Source organism: Curtobacterium sp. PsM8 (assembly GCF_030433875.1).
Taxonomy (GTDB): Bacteria; Actinomycetota; Actinomycetes; order Actinomycetales; family Microbacteriaceae; genus Curtobacterium.
Genome location: NZ_JARUXD010000036.1, coordinates 1 through 21,462, shown reverse-complemented (window position 1 = coordinate 21,462; position 21,462 = coordinate 1). Strand labels below are relative to the sequence as shown.

The 21,462-nt window shown below is 72.1% G+C and carries 19 protein-coding genes; 14 read left to right on the top strand and 5 right to left on the bottom strand.

Translation table 11 applies throughout. The features are described 5' to 3' along the window. Nucleotides 1-178: 178 nt before the first annotated feature. The 13 genes from QCD68_RS09985 (at nt 179) to csrA (ending at nt 10,827) form a co-directional block, all read left to right on the top strand. A complete protein-coding gene (locus tag QCD68_RS09985) occupies nt 179-460 on the top strand; it encodes a flagellar FlbD family protein (RefSeq protein WP_111073358.1) in 282 nt (93 codons plus the stop codon). A gap of 1 nt (nt 461) precedes the next feature. Next, nucleotides 462-1,274 (top strand): motility protein A, encoded by an 813-nt coding sequence (locus QCD68_RS09980; RefSeq protein WP_221851384.1) that lies wholly within the window; start codon nt 462-464, stop codon nt 1,272-1,274. 2 nt (nt 1,275-1,276) lie between these two features. Then, nucleotides 1,277-2,206, top strand: a complete 930-nt coding sequence (locus QCD68_RS09975) for an OmpA/MotB family protein (RefSeq protein WP_301222908.1) — start codon at nt 1,277-1,279, stop codon at nt 2,204-2,206. Between the two features lie 68 nt (nt 2,207-2,274). Next, nucleotides 2,275-3,156, top strand: coding sequence for a flagellar motor switch protein FliM (locus QCD68_RS09970; protein ID WP_111073361.1), 882 nt, complete (start codon nt 2,275-2,277; stop codon nt 3,154-3,156). Continuing rightward, a complete protein-coding gene (fliN, locus tag QCD68_RS09965) occupies nt 3,153-3,866 on the top strand; it encodes a flagellar motor switch protein FliN (RefSeq protein WP_111073362.1) in 714 nt (237 codons plus the stop codon). The genes QCD68_RS09970 and fliN overlap by 4 nt, the downstream gene beginning before the upstream one ends. Nucleotides 3,867-3,870: 4 nt before the next feature. Beyond that, a complete protein-coding gene (locus QCD68_RS09960; protein WP_301222907.1) occupies nt 3,871-4,431 on the top strand; it encodes a FliO/MopB family protein in 561 nt (186 codons plus the stop codon). After that, a complete protein-coding gene (gene fliP / locus QCD68_RS09955; protein ID WP_301222906.1) occupies nt 4,428-5,255 on the top strand; it encodes a flagellar type III secretion system pore protein FliP in 828 nt (275 codons plus the stop codon). Before QCD68_RS09960 ends, fliP begins: the two co-directional genes overlap by 4 nt. A 24-nt stretch (nt 5,256-5,279) precedes the next feature. Next, nucleotides 5,280-5,555 carry a flagellar biosynthetic protein FliQ gene (locus tag QCD68_RS09950; protein WP_110902510.1) on the top strand — a complete coding sequence of 92 codons (276 nt, stop codon included), beginning with the start codon at nt 5,280-5,282 and terminating at the stop codon, nt 5,553-5,555. Continuing rightward, nucleotides 5,555-6,316: a flagellar biosynthetic protein FliR gene (locus tag QCD68_RS09945; protein ID WP_111073365.1), complete on the top strand. Its 762-nt coding sequence runs from the start codon at nt 5,555-5,557 to the stop codon at nt 6,314-6,316. The genes QCD68_RS09950 and QCD68_RS09945 overlap by 1 nt, the downstream gene beginning before the upstream one ends. A 4-nt stretch (nt 6,317-6,320) precedes the next feature. Next, nucleotides 6,321-7,520, top strand: coding sequence for an EscU/YscU/HrcU family type III secretion system export apparatus switch protein (locus tag QCD68_RS09940; RefSeq protein ID WP_301222905.1), 1,200 nt, complete (start codon nt 6,321-6,323; stop codon nt 7,518-7,520). Next, a complete protein-coding gene (locus QCD68_RS09935; RefSeq protein WP_111073367.1) occupies nt 7,517-9,571 on the top strand; it encodes a flagellar biosynthesis protein FlhA in 2,055 nt (684 codons plus the stop codon). Before QCD68_RS09940 ends, QCD68_RS09935 begins: the two co-directional genes overlap by 4 nt. After that, nucleotides 9,546-10,505 (top strand): hypothetical protein, encoded by a 960-nt coding sequence (locus QCD68_RS09930; protein ID WP_301222904.1) that lies wholly within the window; start codon nt 9,546-9,548, stop codon nt 10,503-10,505. Before QCD68_RS09935 ends, QCD68_RS09930 begins: the two co-directional genes overlap by 26 nt. Nucleotides 10,506-10,575: 70 nt before the next feature. After that, complete coding sequence (csrA, locus tag QCD68_RS09925) at nt 10,576-10,827, top strand: carbon storage regulator CsrA (RefSeq protein WP_111044175.1); 252 nt, start codon at nt 10,576-10,578, stop codon at nt 10,825-10,827. Between the two features lie 243 nt (nt 10,828-11,070). Here the strand turns inward: csrA and QCD68_RS09920 are convergent, their stop codons facing one another. Then, nucleotides 11,071-13,185 carry an acyl-CoA dehydrogenase family protein gene (locus QCD68_RS09920; protein ID WP_301222903.1) on the bottom strand — a complete coding sequence of 705 codons (2,115 nt, stop codon included), beginning with the start codon at nt 13,183-13,185 and terminating at the stop codon, nt 11,071-11,073. A gap of 232 nt (nt 13,186-13,417) precedes the next feature. Between QCD68_RS09920 and QCD68_RS09915 the strand changes: the two genes are divergently transcribed. Then, on the top strand, nt 13,418-14,881 hold the full coding sequence (locus QCD68_RS09915; RefSeq protein WP_301222902.1) for a peptide MFS transporter: 1,464 nt from the start codon (nt 13,418-13,420) through the stop codon (nt 14,879-14,881). A gap of 216 nt (nt 14,882-15,097) precedes the next feature. Here QCD68_RS09915 and QCD68_RS09910 read toward each other — a convergent pair whose 3' ends face one another. From QCD68_RS09910 to QCD68_RS09895, 4 genes are all read right to left on the bottom strand, one after another. After that, the gene (locus QCD68_RS09910; RefSeq protein ID WP_301222901.1) at nt 15,098-15,439 is read right to left on the bottom strand and encodes a hypothetical protein; all 342 of its coding nucleotides are present in this window, start codon (nt 15,437-15,439) and stop codon (nt 15,098-15,100) included. A gap of 88 nt (nt 15,440-15,527) precedes the next feature. Then, the gene (locus QCD68_RS09905) at nt 15,528-18,893 is read right to left on the bottom strand and encodes an ATP-binding protein (RefSeq protein ID WP_301222900.1); all 3,366 of its coding nucleotides are present in this window, start codon (nt 18,891-18,893) and stop codon (nt 15,528-15,530) included. Beyond that, nucleotides 18,890-19,756, bottom strand: a complete 867-nt coding sequence (locus tag QCD68_RS09900) for a DUF4194 domain-containing protein (RefSeq protein WP_290156054.1) — start codon at nt 19,754-19,756, stop codon at nt 18,890-18,892. Before QCD68_RS09900 ends, QCD68_RS09905 begins: the two co-directional genes overlap by 4 nt. After that, nucleotides 19,753-21,288, bottom strand: a complete 1,536-nt coding sequence (locus QCD68_RS09895) for a DUF3375 family protein (RefSeq protein WP_253463026.1) — start codon at nt 21,286-21,288, stop codon at nt 19,753-19,755. The genes QCD68_RS09900 and QCD68_RS09895 overlap by 4 nt, the downstream gene beginning before the upstream one ends. Between the last annotated feature and the right edge of the window lie 174 nt (nt 21,289-21,462).

Genomic DNA, 21,462 nt, shown 5'->3' with positions numbered 1-21,462 from the left:
ACGGACCCGACCACCTGACGGACGGGCGGCCCGTGGCGACACCGCCACGCGCCTCCCGTCCGTTCTGCACTTACGGACCGGACGCGTCCGCCGATAGTGCGCACTGACCACCCACGGACGGGCGGTCGAACACCTGCCCCACGGACGGCGGCGGGTCGATCGAGAACCAGGACGGGCCATGATCGTCGTCACACGACTGAACGGCAGCGGATTCGCTGTGAACCCCGATCTCGTGGAGCGCATCCAGGAGACGCCGGACACGACGCTCATCATGGTCGACGGGGCGAAGTACATCGTCCGCGAGTCCCTGGCCGAGGTCATCGACCGCATCGCCACCTACCGGGCACGGATCGTCAGCATGGCGTACGGCACCGACCTGCCCATCGGCCGCGACGCCACCGGCCCGCAGCCGACGCTCGCGCCGGTCGCTCCGCTCCGCACGCAGGACGGGGGTCGCTGACGTGGACATCGCGACCATCATCGGGATCCTCCTGGCCTTCGGCGCCCTCCTCGGCATGATCGAGATGGAGCACGTCGAGCTCGGCGGGCTGTTCCTCCCCGCGCCGATCCTGCTCGTGTTCGGTGCGACCATCGGCGCCGGGATCGCCAGCACCACGCTGAAGGACGCCCTCTCGGCGTTCAAGTCCGCCCCGAAGGCGTTCACCGGCAAGGTCACCCCGCCGCAGACCGTCATCGACGACGTCGTCGGGCTGGCCGAGACCGCCCGTTCGAACGGCCTGCTCGCGCTCGAGCAGGAGGCCGACAAGCACGACGACCCGTTCATGAAGAAGGCGCTGCAGAACATCGCCGACGGCACCGACGGCGACGAGCTCCGGATCCTGCTCGAGGACGAGATCGAGTCGAACGCGGCACCGATGCGGAGCGCGAGCTCGTTCTTCATGGGACTCGGTGGCTTCGCCCCGACCGTCGGCATCATCGGCACCGTCGTCTCGCTCACCCACGTCCTGGCGAACCTCGGCAAGCCGGACGAGCTCGGCCCGCTCATCGCCAGCGCCTTCGTGGCGACCCTCTGGGGCCTGCTCACCGCGAACTTCCTCTGGCTGCCGATCGGCGGCAAGCTCCGGAAGCTCGCACAGCTCGAGTCGGACCGGCAGACGCTGCTGATGGAGGGCCTCCTGGCCGTGCAGGCGGGCAGCCAGCCGCGTCTCCTCGGCGAGCGTCTCACCGCGATGGTCCCGCCGAGTGCGCGCGGGGACTCGGGCAAGGGCGCGAAGGCGAAGGCCGGCGCCGACGACCAGCAGCTGGCGGCCTGAGCATGAGCGCCGACCCCCGCGGCCGTGGTCGCGGTCGGAAGAAGGGCGGCCACGACGAGGCCGAACACCCCGACGAGCGCTGGATGGCGTCGTACATGGACATGATCACGGTGCTGATGTGCATGTTCCTGGTGCTGTTCGCGATGTCGACCGTCGACCAGGAGAAGTACATCGCGCTGAAGAACTCGCTCGCCACCGGGTTCGGCGAGGTGAAGTCGCAGAAGGTCGACACCGCGTCCGGCACCGTCGTCACGAAGGACCAGGTCGAGGACGGTTCCGGCTACTCGGTCGACAAGGCCCAGGCCGACCACTCCACCGCGGCGTCGGGCACGAAGGACACCAACGTCGATCCGGCCTCGACCGTCGTCCCGGCCACCGCGACCAAGGCCGACGTCAAGGCGGCGCAGGCCGAACTCGACGACCTGAAGGCCATCGAGGCGGCGATCAAGGGCAACCTCGACAAGGCCGGGCAGTCGACGAACGTGCAGTTCACGGTCGACGCCCGCGGCCTCACCGTCCGGCTGATCGGCAGCGAGACGTACTTCGGCACGAACAGCGCCGACCTGTCCGACCAGGCGAAGCGGATCATGGACGCCATCGCCCCGGTCCTCCGCGGTGCCGACCACGACGTCAGCGTCGAAGGCCACGCCGACAGCCGGAACTCCACCGCCCCGTACGCCACGAACTGGGAGCTCAGTGCCGCCCGCGCCACCGGGGTGCTCCGCGACCTGGTCGAACGCGGCAGCATGCCGGCCGCCCGGATCCAGTCCGTCGGCTTCGGCTCCAGCCGGCCGCTCGCGAAGGGCAGCACCGACCAGGACCTCGCGCTCAACCGCCGGGTCGACATCGTGGTGCTGTCGAACGCCGACCAGGACGTCAGCGCCCTCATGCCGAGCCTGGCGAAGGCGCAGGACGGAGCCCGTTCCGGGTAGGCGCGACCGTCGCCCCAGAAGAGGGGCCAGAGCTGACGGCCGCTCTCCGGCGGCCGAGAGTACGACTCGTGACCGAGACCCTGACCGCGCCCGAGGTGTACGACTTCGCGCGCCCGTCGACGCTCGCTCGTGAGCACGCCCGGGTCCTCGAACTCGCCTTCGAGACGTTCGCCCGCCAGTGGGGCACGCAGCTGACCGCCAAGGTCCGTGTCCTCAGCCAGGTCACGTGCGAGCAGGTCGCGATGATGACCTACGACGAGTACGCCGCGTCGCTGCCCGCCCTCACCGGCATGGTCCTGCTGCCCATCGAGGGCGTCCCCGCCAAGGGTGTCCTGCAGGTGCCGCTCGACGCCGCCCTGACGTGGGTCTCGCACTCGCTCGGCGCCTCGAAGCCGCTGCCGACGCCCGAGCGCACCTTCACCCCGATCGAGCAGGCCCTCGTGCGCCGCCTGGTCGAGGACGCGCTCGACGACCTCCGGTACTCGCTCGGCGGGCTGCTCGACCAGACCGTCACGGCCGGTGCCTTCCAGTTCAACAGCCAGTTCGCCCAGGCCGCGCAGAAGTCCGACCTGATGATCGTCGCGTCCTTCGAGATCCGCGTGGGGGAGCGCGTCGCCGCCGGCACCCTCGCGCTGCCCGCCGAGGCCGTCCTGCCGCAGCTCGTCGACCGCCCCGCCGACGTCTCCACCGCCGACGCGAAGGCCCTGCTCGACGCGCAGCTCGCGTCCGTGCCGGTCGGCGTCTCGCTCCGCTTCGCCCCGGCCACCGTCCTGCCGGCGCAGGTCCTCGGCCTCGCCGTCGGCGACGTGCTGCCGCTGCCGCACCCGCAGCACCGCCCGCTCACCATCTCCGTCGACGGTGAACCCGTCGGCACCGCCGCCGTCGGCGCGAACGGCTCGCGGCTCGCGGGCGTCGTCGTCACCACCACCGCATCGGAGCCGTCCGCATGACCGTCGTCACCTCCACCCTGCACACGACCGCGGCCGAGGCGCTCGCCAGCGCGCTGCCCACCGCCGTCCCGCTCGTCGCCGTCGCCCAGCCGGGAGGCCCGTCCGCCGACCTGCAGGCACGTGCCGCCGACGCCGTGGTCGCCTCCTTCGTCGGTGGCGTCTCCGCGGACCTCGCCGTGGTGCTGCTCGACCTCGCCGCGATCACCGCCGCCGGTGGCGTCGACTCCGGGCTCGTGTCCGTCGCCGACGTGCTCCGCCCCTCGCTCGAGGCCGCGGTCGCCCCGCTCGGGGCCGGTGTGCTCGGCGAGGGCCGCCGCGACTCCGCCGTCGCGCTCGTCGCCGACCCGGAGGCCGTGGTGTTCGCCCTCACCGCCGCCGGGCAGCCGATGGGCTGGGTCGCGATCCGGATCCGCGAGAACGGCACCGTCGCCGAACCGGTCACGGCCGCCCCGGTCCTGTCCGCCGGCAACCTCGGTCGCATCAACAGCGTCGAGATGACCCTCACCGTGGAGATCGGCCGCACCCGGATGTCGGTGCGCGACGTGCTCGGCATGGAGCCCGGCGCCGTCGTCGAACTCGACCGCTCGGCCGGTGCCCCCGCCGACGTGCTCCTCAACGGCCGACTCATCGCGCACGGCGAGGTCGTCGTCGTCGACCAGGACTACGCCGTCCGCATCACCAAGATCCTCGACGTCGCCGAGACGGTCTGACCCGGTGGACACGCTCGTCATCGCGCTCCGCGTCGCGCTCTCCCTCGGCGTGGTGCTCGCCCTCATGTGGGCGCTGCACCGACGCATGCAGAAGGGGCAGTTCGGCGCCGGACGCACCCGGGGGCGCCGTTCGGCGTCGCTCGAGGTCGTCGCCCGGCAGGGCATCGGCGGCAAGGCGAGCGTCGTCGTGGTGGACGTCGACGGACAGCGGCTCGTCCTCGGCGTGGCCGAGCACGGCGTGACCCTCCTCACGAGCGGCCAGGCGCCCGCGCCGGAGCTCACGATCGTGACGGGTCCGGTCGCGCTGCCGACGGCTGACGCGTTCCGTGCGGAACTGGACCGGCAGGACGAGGGTGGGGCGGGCCTCCCGTCCGACACCGACACCGGCGCAGCCGCGACCGTGTCCGTGTCCGACGACGTCCTGCCGCTCCGGCCCCGCGGACGGCGTGCCGCACCGCGGACGAACCCGGTCGTCCCGACCGCCGCCCAGCTGCAGGGCTCCGTCCTCTCCGCGGACACCTGGCGCCAGGCGGCGTCGGCGCTCCGCTCCCGGCGGACCGGGTGAGCGCGGCCCGCACGGGTCGGCTCCTGCTGCTCGTCCTGCTCGGTGTGACCGTCGTCGCCGGGTACCTCATGCTCACCACGACCGGCGCCCACGCGGCCGGGGTCGTCCAGCCGACCGCGCCGACGGCACCGACCGCCCCGCCGACGCCGTCCACCGGCGGCTTCAGCGTCGACGTGAACGGTCCCGACGGCACGCCGTCGTCGGCGGTCGTCACCCTCATCGGGATCACGCTGCTCAGCGTCGCCCCGGCGCTGCTGCTCATGATGACGTCGTTCACGAAGATCTTCGTCGTCCTCGCCATGACCCGGAACGCACTCGGCCTGCAGTCGACCCCGCCGAACCAGGTGATCGCCGGACTCGCACTGTTCCTGTCGCTCTTCGTGATGGCGCCGGTGATCGGGCACGTCAACGACGACGCCCTGCAGCCGTACCTGGCCGGGCACCTCGACTTCCAGCAGGCCGTCGAGATCGGCACCAAGCCGCTCCGGACCTTCATGCTGCACCAGACCCGTGACGAGGACGTCGCCCTCATCACCCGCGCCGCCGGTCAGGCGAACCCGAAGGACATGGGCGCCGTGCCGATGACCACCGTCATCCCGGCGTTCATCATCTCCGAGCTCCGCAGCGCGTTCATCATCGGGTTCGTCATCTTCATCCCGTTCCTCGTCATCGACCTCGTCGTCTCCGCGGCACTGATGTCGATGGGCATGATGATGCTCCCGCCGGTGATGATCTCGCTGCCGTTCAAGATCCTGCTGTTCGTCCTGGTGGACGGCTGGGGGCTCATCATCACGTCCCTCATCGAGAGCTACCACGTTGTCTAGCCGCACCACGTCCGGGGGCCCCTCGTGAACCAGCAGGCGGTCATCGACCTGACCCTCCAGGCGCTCCTCGTCGCCGGCAAGCTCGCCGCGCCCGTGCTCATCACGTCCCTCGTCGTCGGCTTCGCGATCTCGCTGTTCCAGTCGGTGACGCAGATCCAGGAGGTCACGCTCTCGTTCGTGCCGAAGGCCCTGGCCGTCGCCATCGCGCTGGTCGTCTGCGGCAACTGGATGATCTCCGAGATGATCGCGTTCACCCACGTGGCGTTCGACATGATCCCGAAGCTGCTCGGGAGCGGCTGATGGACCTGGTCTTCGACGCCGCCCGACTCGAGGGCACGATGCTCGCCGGGGTCCGGCTCGTCGCGTTCTTCGTCGTCGCCCCGCCGTTCTCGTACAAGGCGTTCCCCGGCGTGGTGAAGGTCATCCTCGGCCTGGGGCTCGCGATCGGCGTCGCCCCGAAGGTCACCGCCGGGTACGAGCAGCTCGACACCGCGGCGTTCCTGGTCGCCCTCGTCACCCAGCTGCTCGTCGGCCTGGTGCTGGGCTTCATGGTGTACCTGGTGTTCGCGGCCGTGCAGTCCGCCGGTGCGCTCGTCGACCTGTTCGGCGGGTTCACCCTGGCGCAGGCGTACGACCCGCAGTCCCAGGTGAACGGCGCCCAGTTCACCCGGCTGTTCCAGATGGCGTCACTCGCGCTGCTGTTCGCCTCGGGCGGGTACCAGCTCATCATCGGCGGCCTCGTGCGATCGTTCGACGGCGTCCCGCTGGTGGACGGCCGGTTCCCGATCGACGGCGTCGCACCGATGCTCGTCGCCGCGTTCGGGCAGATGTTCCTCGCCGCACTGCAGATCGCCGGTCCGCTCGTCGTCGTCCTGTTCCTGGCCGACGTCGGGCTCGGCCTGCTGACCCGTGTCGCCCCGGCGCTCAACGCGTTCCAGATGGGCTTCCCGATCAAGATCGGCCTCACCGTCCTGTTCGCCGGCGCGCTGTTCATGGCGCTGCCGAGCGTGGTGTCCTCGCTCACCGGCGACGCCGTCCAGGCGATCACGGGCAGGGGGTGACGACGTGTCCGACAGCGGAGAACGCTCCGAACAGGCATCCGACAAGCGGATGCGCGAGGTGCACCGGAAGGGGCAGCTCGGCCGCTCGCAGGACCTCAGCGCGTGGATCGGCATCGCCGTCGCCGCGCTCATGATCCCGTCCACGATCGGGCACGCCTCGGCCGCCGGGCAGCAGCAGCTGCACGCCGTGACGCTCGTCATCGCCGACCCGAGCATCGGCACCATGCGGCACGTGCTCGACGACGCCCTCGCCTCGATCGGCAGCACCGTCGGTCCGATGCTCGGCGTCGTCGCGGTCGCCGTGCTCGCCGTCGCGGTCGCGCAGGGCGGCGTCCACTTCAAGAAGCTGACCCCCGAGCCGGAGCACTTCGACCCCATCGCGGGCGTGAAGCGGGTGTTCGGCACCCAGGCGCTCTGGAACGGGCTGAAGGCACTGCTGAAGACCGCGGTCGTCGGTCTGGTGCTGTGGTTCGCCGTCCAGGGCCTCGTCCCCGTCCTGATGTCGAGCGGGTCGCTGCCGCTGACGAGCGTCCTCGAGGCCGCCGGCGACGGCGCGGGCACCCTGCTCCGGGCCGCGATCGCCGCCGGGCTCGTCCTCGCCGCCCTCGACGTGTTCGTGGTCGTCCGGCGGAACCGCAAGCGCACCATGATGACCAAGCGCGAGGTGAAGGACGAGAACAAGCAGGCCGAGGGCGACCCGCTCGTGAAGTCGCAGCGACGCTCGCGTCAGCTCGCCGCCAGCCGGAACCGGATGATCGCCGCGATCGGCACCGCCGACGTCGTGATGACCAACCCGACGCACTACGCCGTCGCCATCAGGTACGAGGCCGGCAAGTCCGCACCCCGCGTCGTCGCCAAAGGGGCCGGTCCGGTCGCCGACGCCATCCGCCAGAAGGCGACCGAGGAACGCGTGCCGATGGTGCAGGACATCCCGCTCACCCGGGCACTGCACGCCGCGTGCGAGCTCGGCCAGGAGATCCCGGTCGACCTGTACACGCCCGTCGCCCGCGTCCTGTCCTTCGTCATGACCCTCGCCGCCCGCGGGGCCACCGCCGGCACCCACACCCCGCCCCGTCCCACCACCCCGGAGGAGGTCGCCACCGTGCTCGACCCGACCACGCTCAGCGGCGACGTCCGCCCCCGGAAGCTCCGGACCCCGCGTCCCGTCACCGACCACACTCCCGGAGAGGCCCTCCCCGCATGAAGCGCGCCGACCTGCCGAAGTTCGCCGTCCCGGTGCTCATCGTCGGCATCATCCTGCTGCTGATCCTGCCGGTGCCGCCGTTCCTGCTGGACGTCCTCATCATCTGCAACATCCTGCTGGCGCTGGTGATCCTGCTGACGACGCTGTTCGTCAAGAAGCCGCTCGACTTCTCGGTGTTCCCGTCGCTGCTGCTCGTCGCGACGCTGTTCCGGCTCGGACTCAACGTCGCCTCGACCCGGCTCGTGCTGGCACAGGGCTTCGCCGGCGACGTCATCCAGGCGTTCGGGCACGTCGCCGTCGCCGGCTCGGTCATCATCGGCGCGGTGATCTTCCTCATCCTCGTGGTGATCCAGTTCGTCGTCGTCACGAAGGGCGCCGAGCGCGTCGCCGAGGTCGGCGCACGCTTCACCCTCGACGCGATGCCCGGCAAGCAGATGGCGATCGACGCGGACCTCAACGCCGGACTCATCACGGACGTGCAGGCCAAGGAACGGCGTGCCGCGGTGTCCGCCGAGGCCGACTTCTACGGCGCGATGGACGGTGCGTCGAAGTTCGTCAAGGGCGACGCGATCGCCGGCATCCTGATCCTCGTCATCAACCTGGTCGGCGGCATCGCGATCGGCATGCTGCAGAACGGCATGTCGATCACCGACGCCCTGTCGCACTACGGCATCCTCACCATCGGTGACGGCCTGGTGTCCCAGATCCCGGCGCTCCTGATGGCCGTGTCGACCGGCATGATCGTCACCCGGTCCGGCGCCGAGTCCGACATCGGCACGTCGGCGTCCGACCAGCTGTCGCAGTCCCGCACCGCCCTGATGATCGCCGGTGCGGCCGCCATCGCGATGGGGTTCATCCCCGGCATGCCGATCCTGCCGTTCCTGCTCATCGGCGCGACGCTGCTGTTCACCGGGTGGCGGATCGGCCAGAACGCCAAACGCGCCGCCGCCACGGCTGCCGAGCAACAGGCGCTCGAGGCAGCCGTCCCCACGAGCGACACCCCCGAGGACCTCCTCGAGCAGATGCGCGTGCACGCCCTCGAGATCCTGCTCGCCCCCGACCTCGTCGACATGGTCTCCGGCGCCTCCGACGACCTGCTCGGCCGGGTCCGGGCACTCCGCCGGAAGATCGCCGTCGACATGGGCATCGTCGTGCCGCCGGTGCGCACCCGCGACAGCATCGACCTGCCGCCCGCGACCTACGCCATCCGCATCGCCGGGGTCGAGGCCGGCCGAGGCACCGCCCCCGCGCGGAGCGTCCTGGCCCTCGGTGAACAGCTCGACGGCCTGCCCGGCGACCCGACCGTCGAGCCGGTGTTCGGCCTGGCCGGCAAGTGGGTCCCCGCGGAACTCCGGCACGCCGCCGAGATGACCGGCGCGACCGTGATCGACCGCGTGTCCGTGCTCGTCACCCACCTGCAGGCCGTCATCGGTGACAACGCCGCCCGCCTGCTCACCCGCGAGGACGTCAAGGTCCTGGCCGAGGGCGTCAAGCAGGTCAACCCCGCCGCCGTCGAGGAACTCGTCCCCGCCATGCTGTCGATGGCCGAACTGCAGCGCGTGCTGCAGGGACTGCTCGCCGAGCGGGTGCCGATCAACGACCTCGGCCGGATCTGCGAGGCCCTGACCCTCCGCGCGAAGGTCTCCACCGACCCGGAGGGCCTGGTCGAGTCGGCACGCGCCGCACTCGGACCCGCGCTGGCCGCCCGACACCTCGACGGCACCGTCCTGCGCGTCATCATGATCGACCCGGTGCTCGAGCAGGCGATGCTCGAAGGACTCCGACCGTCCGAACAGGGCAGCCAGATCCTGCTCGACGCACACCGCATCGAACAGGTCCTCGGCTCGGTGCGCGACTCGGTCCGCGCCGTCGAGGACCAGGGCCTGTCCGCCGTCCTGGTCTGTGCACCCCAGCTCCGCCCGGCCGTGCACCGCATGGTGTCCGCGCAGGCGAACGGCCTGCCGGTGCTGTCGTACCAGGAGGCCACCGCCGCGGGCTCCACCATCGAGACCGTGGGAGTGGTCCGTGCCGCCGATCCGATCGCAGCGTAGCGGCGCCACGCTCGACGAGGTCCGCGCCAGCGTCCTCGCCGAGTTCGGCCCCGGCGCCCGCATCGTCTCCGCCGAACGGGTCACCACCGGCGGGGTCGCCGGGCTGTTCCGGAAGGCACACGTCGAGGCCGTCATCGAGGTCCCCGACCCGCTCGACCCGCCCACCGCCCGGGTCGCCATCGCCTCCTCCCCGGCCAAGCGGGTCGGGATCGCAGCGCTCCTCGCGGACGCCGAGGCGGCCGAGTCCCGCATCGCCGAGACCGACGGCACCGCGGGCACCCGTGCGGACGCCTTCGCGTCCGTCCTCGACGGCTTCGCGTCCGACGGGCTGGCTCAGCCGCGCCGGGCCGCCGGCCGATCTGTGCCGGGCGAGTCGGGCCTCCCGTCCGTCACCGAGGGCGCCGTCACCAGCCTGCCGGGAGGCGCGGAGACCGACCCCTGGGCCGACCTGCGTGCCGAGCTGCTCGCCCCCGGCGCCGCGGCTGCCGCGAACACCGTCACCGCGGCCGTGCAGACACCGGTCCCGCCGCCCGCACCCGCCGTCCGTTCGGCCGACGGCGACCTGGTGCTGCTCGTCGGCCGCGCCACCGACGTGGACGCCGCCGCCGGGGTCTTCGCGAACCGGCACGGGCTGCGTGCGACGGCCGCCTCGGACCGGCGGAGCGGGATCCTCGCCCGTGCCGATGCGGTCCGCGACGGCGTGGCGCTGCTCGCGGTCGCCGCGTGGACGGACGTGGCGACCACCGCCTCGCTCGCGCCGGACCAGGTGTGGGTCGTCGTCGACGTCGGGCGGAAACACGAGGACGCCGTCGCGATGCTGACCGCCGTGGTCGAGGTCGGGGTGCCGATCGCCGGCGTCCTGGCGATCGGTGCCGAGGAGACCGCCACCCCGGAGACCGTCCGCTTGCTCGGGGTCCCGGTCCGCACGCTCTGACCCGTGCCGGTGCTGGTGCCGGTGCTCGTCGCTGCCGGGTCGTCGGCGGGGGAGTCGCTAGGCTGGTCCGGTGCTGGTACTCACGCGGAAGGTCGGCGAGCGGATCCTCATCGGTGACGACATCGTCATCACGGTGCTCGACTCCCGCGGAGACGGCGTGCGCATCGGGATCGACGCCCCGCGTGGCGTGAAGATCCAGCGCGAAGAGGTCGTCCGGGCCGTGGCCGAGGCGAACGTCGCCGCCGCCGCAGGCGCCGACGACGACGCCGAGGCGCGCTTGCGCGCCGCGCTCGGCGCTCCGCGGCCTCCCGCCGCCGACTGACGCGCTGCGCGCGGCTGCCGCCGCGGCCGCCGCCGCGCGGCGCTGCGCGCCTCCCGACGCGCGGCGGCGTTCGGCTGCGCCGAACCGCGCCCGGCCCGCGCCGCGGGATCCCGCGGTTCGCGCGGGTTCCTGTTGTGCGGGTCCTCGCCGCGCCAGCGCCGCCCGCGGCGCGGACGGGAACCGCCCGGCACCGCGAGAAGTCGCGGTACCGGGCGGATGCCGTCGTGCAGGTTCGGGTCGCGCCTACGGGCGGGGCTTCTTCTCCTGCTCGGGGAGACGACCGGCAGCACGCTCGGCGGCGTACCAGGCGCGGGCCTCGTCCTGGCGGGCCTGCTCGGCACCGGCGGCGATGGGAGAGCGGACGTGCTCGGGCTCGTAGCCGAAGGACTCGAGCAACTGCGGGACGACCGGGCGGATCCGCGCCACGAGCCGGTCGACGTACGCCGACACCGCACGGGCCCGCTGCGCCGACAGCCGGCCGTGCAGCAGGTGCCAGTCGAGGTGCTGCTCGATCAGCCCGAGGGCGAACAGGTCCCGCAGCCAGACGAGCACGGTCTGCGTGTCACCCGGCGGCACATCCGCGATCGCGTCGGTGAACGCGTCCCACTGCATGAGCTCCGCGTGCGCCTTCGACGCCTCGATGAGCTCGTGCTGCGACCGGTTGAGCAGCACGGCCGCGCGGGCACGGTCCTTGCCCGCGGTGCGCAGTCGCATCCCGATCTCGGTCACCATCGTCTCGACACGCCCGGCCAGCAGTGCTCGCTGGGTGCCGGCGTCCTGCAGGTCGGTGACCGAGGCCGCGAGCGACCCGCGGTCCGAAACGGTCTGACCGAGTCGACGGAGGCCCGTGGCGTCAGCGAGCTTCGACCCGACCTGGGCGGCGACGAACTTCGCGGTCGACGCGGCATCCCGCGGCGCGGCCTTGCGGAAGTCGGTCAGCAGGCGCTTGCCGACGAGCTGCAACAGCACGGTGTTGTCGCCCTCGAACGTCACGTACACGTCCAGGTCGGACCGGAGGCTCGTGATCCGGTTCTCGGCGAGGAACCCCGCGCCGCCGGTCGCCTCCCGGCACTCCTGCAGCGTGTCGAGGGCCGACCAGGTCGACATCGACTTGAACGCCGCGGCCTGGGTCTCGAGGTCCTCGCGGCGCTCCGGGGTGTCGGCCCGTCCGCTGAACACGTCGTCGAAGGTCTGCAGCAACTTCTCGTGGGCGAACGACTGCGCGAACACCGTCGCCAGACGCGGGATCAGGCGGCGCTGGTGACGGCCGTAGTCGAGGAGCACGCCCTCCTGCCCGTCACCGGTCGGGAACTGCCGGCGCTGCATGGCGTAGGTCAGGGCGATCTGCAGGCCGACCTTCTGCGCGACGACCGCGGCACCGTCGAGCGAGACCCGACCCTGCACGAGGGTGCCGAGCATGGTGAAGAACCGGCGGCCGGGGGACTCGATGGGCGAGGAGTAGGTGCCGTCCTCGGCGACGTCGCCGTAGCGGTTGAGCAGGTTCGTGCGGGGGATCCGGACGTGGTCGAACCAAATCCGTCCGTTGTCGATGCCGTTGAGGCCGCCCTTGACGCCGTCGTCCTCGCCGCCGACCCCGGGCAGGAAGCCGTCGTCGTCGCGCAGCGGGACGTAGAACGCGTGCACGCCGTGGTCGACGCCCTGGGTGACGAGCTTGGCGAACACGACGGCGGCCTTGCCGTGCAGGGCGGCGTTGCCGATGTAGTCCTTCCACGCACCGCGGAACGGCGTGTGCACCACGAACTCCTGCGTCTCCGGGTCGTAGGTCGCGCTGGTGGCGATGTTCTGCACGTCGGAACCGTGGCCGGTCTCCGTCATCGCGAAGCAGCCGGGGACGTCGAAGGCGATGATGCCGGGCAGGAACTCGCGGTGGTTCCGCTCGGTGCCGAGGTGGTGCACGGCGGAGGCGAAGAGCCCCCACTGCACGCCGGCCTTGATCTGCAGCGACGGGTCCGCGACGGTGAGCTCCTCGAACGCCGCCAGGTTGCCGCCGTGGTTGTCCTGGCCGCCGAACTCGAGCGGGTAGGGGCGCTGGATCGCGCCGGCGTCGACCAGGATGCGGAGCTGCTCGAAGACCCGGGCGCGGTGTTCGGCGATCGGCTGTCCCTCGATCTTGTGCAGCGCGGGGTCGCGGGCCAGGCGGCGGGAGATCCGGCGGTCCTCCGCCCAACGACCGAGCAGGTGCTCGGCGAGCAGGTCGACGTCGATGCGGACGTCGGTGTCGGTGCTGCCGGTCGGGGTCCCCGCGGCCGGGTCACCGGTGGCGTCGGCCTTCGGCGCGCTGCCGGTGTCGGTCGGGCGGCGTTCGGCGTTGCTGCGGACTGGTGCGATGTCGACCATCGGGTGCCTCCTGGACTGCACGGTGCACGGACCGCGTCACTGCACGGCGGTCCGACCAGGCCAGCGTAGGCACCGGCGGTGCGGATGGCATGACAGCCGTGCCAGGGCGACAACCGGGCGGCCCGGCGACCCGGCGCCGTTCGTGGGAACCCTCCAAGACCCGCCCGGGACATCGGTCGAGACCCTGGCAACGATTCGGTACGGCCCCCGTTCCAGGGGCACACTCTCCGCCATGTCGAGCACCACGAAGCCCGAGCGGCGCAGCGCCGGACGCACTTTCTTCGGGCAGCCGTTCGAGCTGTCCACGCCCTTCGCCGTCGAGCTGTGGGAGCGCTTCTCGTTCTACGGCATGCAGGGCATCGTCCTGCTGTACATGTACTACTCGGTCACGCGTGGCGGCCTGGGCATCGACGAGGGTCTCGCCAAGGGGATCATGGGCGCCTACGGCGGGTCGGTGTACCTCTTCACGATCATCGGCGCCTGGGTCGCGGACCGGCTGATCGGTGCGGACCGCACCCTGTTCGGCAGCGCCGTCGTCGTGATGCTCGGGCACATCGCACTCGCCCTGGTGCCGGGCGTCGCGGGCATCGGCGTCGGCCTCGTGCTCATCGCACTCGGGTCCGGCGGGCTCAAGGCCACCGCGACGACGATCGTCGGCTCGCTGTACACGCGGGACGACCCGCGCCGCGATGCCGGGTTCTCGCTCTACTACCTGGGGGTGAACCTCGGCGGGTTCGCCGGGCCGCTGCTCACCGGGCTGCTGCAGTCGACGCTCGGCTTCCACTACGGCTTCGGGCTCGCCGCGGTCGGCATGGCTGCGGGACTCGTGCAGTACGCGGTCCGCCGTCGGAAGCTCCCCGACGCGGTGCAGCACGTCACGAACCCGCTGCCGCGGTCGCGGTACCCGCTGGTCGTCGTCGTGGCCGTCGTCGCGGTCGTGGTCGTCGCGGTGGCCGTGCTCACCGGACTGCTCAACGTCTCGACGCTGCCGGTCGTGGTGGTCGCCGTCGTGGTCGTCGCCACCATCGCGTACTTCGTGGTGATCCTGTCCAGCGGCCTGACCTCGGACGAGCGCTCCCGGGTGTTCGCGTTCATCCCGCTGTTCATCGGCAGCGCGGTGTTCTGGTCGCTCTACCAGCAGCAGTTCACCGTCGTGACGGTCTACGCCGACCAGCGCCTGGACCGCGACCTGTTCGGCTTCCCGATGCCGGTGTCGTGGGTGCAGTCGATCAACCCGATCATGATCATCGCGCTGTCCGGGCTCTTCGCCGCGCTGTGGACACGCCTGGGCGACCGCCAGCCGTCCACCCCGACCAAGTTCGGCCTGGGCACCGGGATCATGGGCGTGGCGTTCCTGCTCTTCCTGCCCTTCGTCGGCACCGGGGAGAACGGCACGCCGCTGCTCGCCCTGGTCGGCATCCTGCTCGTGTTCACCATCGCGGAGCTGCTGCTCTCGCCGTCCGGGCAGTCCGTCGCCACGAAGCTCGCGCCGTCGAAGTTCCAGACGCAGATGGTCGCGCTGTTCTTCCTGTCGGTGTCGCTCGGGACGGCGCTGACCGGTGTGCTCTCGCGGTACTACGACCCGGAGAACGAGGCGCCGTACTTCACGGTCCTCGGCCTGGTCGCCGTCGTGGTCGGCATCGTCCTGCTCGTCATCGCCCGGCCGGTCCTCCGACTCATGCGCGGCATCCGCTAGCTCCGCGCCGCCGCGGGCAGCGCGCGCGGCACCGCACGTCGGACAGGCGCCATCCGGTAGCCTTGGCCACAGCTGAACAGCACCGGACCACGAGGAGTCACCCCATGCTCGAGCTCATCGCAGGCATCATCATCGGCATCGGCGTCCTCGGTGGCTTCGGGACCTGCCTGGCCTTCGCCGCCATGATGAAGTCCGGCTCCGAAGAGTACTGACCGGTCAGGACGCTCCGGCGTCCACGGTCTCCGGCTCCATCGGGACCGGCACCAACTGACGACTCTGGACGGTCGCGCGCTCGAACGGGCCGCGGCCGTTCGTCGTGTAGGCGGGCTCGTCGAACTCGACGACCCAGGCCACCCGCACACCGGCGCCGGCGTACCCGGCGAGCTGCGCGCCTCCCGGAGCGACGATGAGCCCGATCGGGTCGTCCGCCCACTGGTCGCCGCGGTCCGACGGGACCACCCGGACGACGGCACCGATGCCGAGCACCGGGACGTCCGAGGGCACCGCCCCGGCGGGGTCGTCGTGGGCAGCAGGGCGGGGAGCGCGACGTCCGAACACGCCACGACCCTACCGCCGGAGCCCCACGAACGAATCGGCAGCGAACCGGCAGCGACCCGGCAGAACCGGCAAGGACCCGGAGCCGGACTCAGTCCCGCCGGATCTCCGTCACCGACGAGTACCCGGTGTCCGGGTGCTTCCGCATCGACAGCAGCCGCTCCATCGACGGCTCCAGGGCCGTGACCTTGTCGAGCGGCGCACTGACCACGAGCTGGAACCCGAGCCGCAGCCACGCCGTCACGGCACGCCCGGCGAACTCGGAGTCGGCCTTGATGAACGCCTCGTCGAGGAACACCGGGGCGAACCGTGGCCGGGGCCGGGTCTCGTCGCCGAGCTGGTACCGCAGCGCCGCGCCGACGATGAACGCCACGAGCTCCTGCGTCTCCCCACCGGACTTGTCGCCGAGCGACGAGTACACGCCCAGGTCGTCGCCCGCGGTGTTGTAGCGGACGGCCGTGATCTCCATGTGCCGGCGGACGTCGAGGACGGCGTCCCGCTGCGTCGTCCGGCCGCGCGGGGACTCCGGGTCGGGCCGGATGACGGCCATGAACCGGCGCAGGCGTCGGAACCGGGTCTCGAGGACGTCGTCGGTCAGCTCGGTGTCGACCGACGCGGACAGGGCGCGGAGCTCCTTGCGGAACTGGGTGACGTCCTCGCGGGTGACCCGGCGGATCACGATCTTCAACCGGTCGCGGTTGGCGCCGAACGGCAGGTCGCGCAGGATCTCGTTGACCGGCTCGAGCCGCTCCTCGATCTCCACGACCGCGCGGTCGAAGGCGCCCGAGAGCGGCACGAGGTCCTCGCCGCTCCACTGCGACAACCGGCGACGCCACTCGCTGCGTCGGGCGTGGAGGCCCGTGGCGACGATCTGGTCGAGGATCGCCCGGTAGTCCGGGTACGACGCCACCCCGGTGCCGAGGTTCGGGTCCGCCCACGCGTCCTGGTAGCGCTCGAACGTCGTGGTGAGCGCCACCGAGGCGGTCGCGGCGCCGTCGAGGGCTTGCGACAGCCGCTCCTCGAGTCGCCTCCGGAGGCGTTTGGTCGCGTCGTCGAAGCCGTCCACGCCGTCAGGGGCCCCGACCTCGTCGAAGGCCTCGGCGAGCAGGCGTTCCTGCTGCTCGTCCGGCAGCCGCTCCGGCGCATCGGTGAAGCGCTCCAGGATCTCGCTGGCGGCGTCCTGGCCGTCGACGAGCACCGCGTGGCGTTCCTCGAGCCGCTTGACGCTCAGGCGTGCGGCGGAGCGGCGGTCGGCGGCCTCGTCGAGTGCCGAACGCAGGCGGGCGACCGACTCGCGGAGCGTCCGCAACCCGTCGTCGGCGGCCAGGAGGGCCTGCCGCTCGTCCTCCAGGCGGGTGAGCGACGCGTCGGCGCCGGCCACGTCGACGGCGTCCCACGTGACGTCCACGCGGTGCTGGTGGGCGGTGCGGAGCGCGTCGAGGGCGGCCAGGTCCTGCGCGATGTCGGTGCGGCGGGCCTCCAGGGCGGTGAGGTCCGCGGCGATCTCGGCGAGCTCGGTCTCGACGGAGCGGACCCGTGACTCGTTCGTGAAGCCGATGACGTTCGCCTGGCGACGGTCGCCGTGGGCGCCGCGGCGGCCGTCGCGGAGCTGCCCGGCGGCGGTGACACGGCGTCCGCCACCGCCCAGGTCGGCGGCGTCCTCGACGCAGCGTGCGTCGATCCGGTCGGACTCGATCCGCTCCCGGACCCACGTGCTGAACGGGGAGGGCTTGATCGCGAGCTTGCCGGAGACCATCGAGCTGTCACCCGGCAGGTCGAGGTGCGGCCCCATCGGGACCCCCTCGAACTGCACCCGCACCGGCAGGCGCAGGGAGTCGATGGCGGCGCTGAAGTCGTCGAGGCGGTCCTCGTCGACGAGCAGGGTGCGGGCGACCGGGGCGAGCACGGACTCGATCGCGGCGCGCCACTGTTCCTCGGCGGGCAGCACGTCGAGCAGTTCGGCGACGAAGGGGACGTCAGCGGGGTCGAGGCCGGCGGCCCGGGCCATCGCGACGCGGGCCTCGTGCATCGGCAGCGGCATGGCGCCCTGACGGTGCTCGAGCGACCGGCGCTCCTGGCGCAGGGTCCGCTCGCGGTCGAGGAGCGGGTACTCCTCGCGGGTGAGCGCGTCGCGACGGCTGTCCAGGTCGTCGCGACGGGCGCCGTAGGTGCCGAGGAACTCGTGGCTGGCACGCTGCGCCTCGGTGAACTCGGCCTCGGTGCTCAGCGGTTCGCCGAGGGGAGCGGTGCGCTCGTCGAAGACCTCGCGGGTGCGGGCGACGGCGGCGCGTTCCCGGGTGCCGCGGTCGATGCGGTCCTCGAGCTGCGCCAGCGCGTTGCCGCCGGAGTCGCGCAGCCGGGCCTCGGCGTCCCGCAGTTCGACCTCCACCGCGGCGTGCCGGGCCGAGGCGGCCTCGACCTCGGCGCGCGTGGCGGTGCGCTCACGGGTGTTCCGTTCGACCTCCAGGTCGAGCAGCTCCCGCTTCCGCGACGCCGTCCAGTGCGCGAAGGGGGAGACGTCGGCGCCGGTCGCGATGCCGTCGAGGGCTGCCGCGGCCGCACGGGAGCGTTCGATCTCGTCGTGCAGCTCGGTGATGGGGGAGAGGATGCGGACCTTGCGCTCCTCGGTGTCCATCGCCTCGTACGCCTCGTCGAGGGCGGCGAAGTGCGCGAGGGCACGGTCGGCCGCCTCGTACGTGCCGGGGGTTTCGAGCACGAGGGACTTGTAGAGGGCGTCGACGGTCGGCATGTGCTGCCCGGCCTGGATGCGAGCGAGCAGGCGCATCGCCCGGTTGCCGCCACCGGAGTCGCCGATGCCCAGCCGGGTCTGCAGCGTGTACGCGAGCTCCTGGTAGGTGTCGCGGATCACGAGCCCCGGGATCCGGCCGGTGAGCTCGAGGTGGGCGAACCGGGAGGGCACGAAGTCCTCGAGCCGACGCAGGTCGAACACGTCGTCGACGGTCGCCATGGTCATCTGGATGTCCGCCACACCGCGGGCACGGCGCGGCACGATGTAGGCGCGGAGGACGGTGAACCGCCGCTCGTCGTCGTTCCGGAACGTGACGGCGACGGCGCCCCACGTGGTCTGCTCGTCGCCGCGGAGCGTGACGTCCTTGAGCGCGCCGGTCTCCGGGTCACGCCGGGTGTCGACCTTGCCGCGCAGGTAGGTCAGCAGGTTCCGCTGGTCGGCGCTCCGGGCACGCCCGGTCGTCGCGTCGTTCGAGGCGCCGTTGAACGGCACGTCGGACGGCATCATGACCGCCAGGTAGGCGTCCATCAGCGTCGACTTGCCGGTTCCGGAGGCACCGGAGATGAGCGTCGCCGTGCCGGAGAGCTCGACCTGGCGGTGGCCCTGGAAGCCGCCCCAGTTGACGACCTGCATGGACTCGGCGCGCCACTGCGCGACGGTGTCGAACAGGGCGGGGATGCCCGTGGTGTCGATGTCGACGGTGCTCACGCGCGGTCCTCCTCGGTGTCGTCGCCGTCGGTCCCGGTGTCCGGCTCGGCGTCGGTGTCGGTCTCGACGTCGGTGTCGTCCTCGCTGGCCGGGAGGCCCGGATCGCCCCCGTCGGTCGCCGCACCCCCGTCGGTGGTCGCGTTCCGCAGCGCCGTGCTCGTCAGCCACCGGTCGAGCTCGACCAGTCGCTCGAGGGGCAGGAGGACCTCGATGACGCTCGCGATCCGGAAGCGGTCCGGGTCGGTGGTCTTCAGCAGCACCCGGGCCGTCACCAGGCGCTCGATCGCCTTCGCCACGCGGGCCTCGTCGCGGGTGCGGTCGGTCGCGGTCGCCGGCCGGAACCCGGAGACGTGCCCGAGGATCTCGGCCCGGTCCACGACGACCTGGTCGGGCCCCGGTCGGGCGTCGGCTCGCAGGCGCATCCGCAGGTAGACGAGGACGATCGTCTCCTCGCGGGTGTACGGGGCGTCACGGAGCAGGGTCGGGAAGCCGCGTCGGGTGCTCTCGGACCGGGCCTGGCGCTTGAAGGCGACCTCGCGGTCCCGATCGACGTGCAGTTCGAGGAACAGGTCGTTGAGTCGCGACCGCAGCTGGTGTTCGGCGTCCAGGACGGCGCGCCACTCGTCACTGTGTGTGCGGGCGCTGACGTACGGGTGGCGCAGCAGCGCGACAAGGGCACGGCGCTGCGGTTCGTCGAGGCGACCCTCGTCACCCTCGAACAGCGCGAAGGTGCTCTCGTCCCGCTCGGACTCGGACTCAGACTCGGACTCGGCCGCGTGCTCGTACGCACCGGTCGCGTCGTCGAGTCCGTCGTCGACCGAGGTGACCTCGTCGTGGACGGGTGCTGGCGTCGTGTCGCTCACCGTGCCTCCTGGCCGGGTTCGTCGTCGTGGTGCGGTGCGTCGCCCGCCGGGGCGAGGGCGGCGGTGGGCATGTGGAAGGTGACCGGCTCGCCGTCGGGCCGGACCGTGTGGTGCGGGGCGGAGGCCGTGCCCGCCTCGAAGTCGTCGTGTCCGGTGAGCAGGTGGGCGAGTCCGAAGAGCTCGACGGGCCGGCGCTGCTCGGCGGGCAGCGCGTGGAAGGCCTCGACGCTGGAGCCGGTTGCAGCGTGCGCCAGGACGTCGCGCAGCTCGGCGAGCAGCGGACCGCCGTGGCGGCGGAGTGACTCGACGTCGAGATCCTCGAACACGTCGTCGTCCGGTTCCTCGATCGGCGGCGGCACGGACTCGGCGTCCGGGTCGTAGAACCGTTCGCGGAGCGTGCCGACCGCGGCGGACGGCGGCAGCAGTCCGAGCGGGACGCGGTCGCGGGCCGAGCCGGCGTCCATCCAGGCAGCCAGGCCGCGGTTGACGGAGCGGAGCACGGCGTCGAGTTCGCGGTCGCGCACCACATCGTGGGCGACGATCTGGTCGCGGAGCGTGGCCGTCAGCATCCGGCGCTGGGCGAGGACGTCCTCGATGCCCTGGCGGAGGATGCCGACCGTGCCACGGAAGGTCCGCCGTTCGGTCGGGCTGAGGGAGCCCGCGAACGGGTGCTCGAGGATCGTGGTGATGTCGTCGCGGAGCCGGAGGAGCAGGGCGTCGTCACGCAGCAGCTCGAACGCTCCCTGGAACGCCCGGCCCTCGGGGGTCGACTCCATCAGGTTGTCGGTGCGGGCGAGGTAGTCGTCGAGGATCTCGCCGATCGGGCGGACCTCTTGTCGGAAGTCCTCGACGATCTCGCGGTGCATCGTCGCGACCGCTTCCTCGACGCGCTTGAAGTCGCTCGGCAGCTGGCGGATCAGGTCGGTGATGTTCGTGTAGCCGTCGCGCATCCGGTCCTCGTCGACCGTGACGACCTCGTCGCCGCGGGCCAGGCGGTCGCGTTCGGCCTGCAGCTCGGCGATCTGGGCGTCGAGCCGGCGGACCTGGGTGTCCCGGTCGGGTTCGGCACGGGCGGCCCAGCGGTGCACGGCGTCGACGATCATCGCCAGGCGGCTCTCGCTGATGAGTGCGCGCTCGGAGGACAGCGCGTCGATCAGGCTCAGGGCTTCGAGAGCGTGACTGGTCAGGCTGTACTGCTCGTCGCCGTCGGGGGAGTTCGAGCGGACCAGCCACTGCGCGGCCACCCACTCGCGGCAGAGCGACCGGCCGTTCGGACGCGGGGCCTCGCCGGCCGGCAGGTCACCGGTCGTGGAGTCGCTCGCCGGCACCCGCGCACCCGTGGCCTGCAGGCGCGCGACGTGCTCCTCGACCTGCAGGTGCATCCGGTCGGCCGGGACGTACTGCACGTCGCGGTCGAACACCGTGCGGAACACCGAGACGACCGCGGCGCTCGTCGGACGCGACATCAGTCGGAGCGTCGGACGGTCGAGTACCTGGCGGACCCGGGCGAACTCGAGGTCGACGTCGGTCATGCTGCCCCTGGTGGTCGGACGGTTCGCTGTGGCACGGGTGCCGGGATGCGAAGAGGCCCCCCCCGGGGGGGGGGGGGGGGGGGGGGGTTGTGGCGGCCCGCGCCGGGGCCGGGGGGGGGCCCCACCCGCGAGGGGGTGCGGGTGGGGGGGGTCGCACCGCGCGCCCCCAAGCGC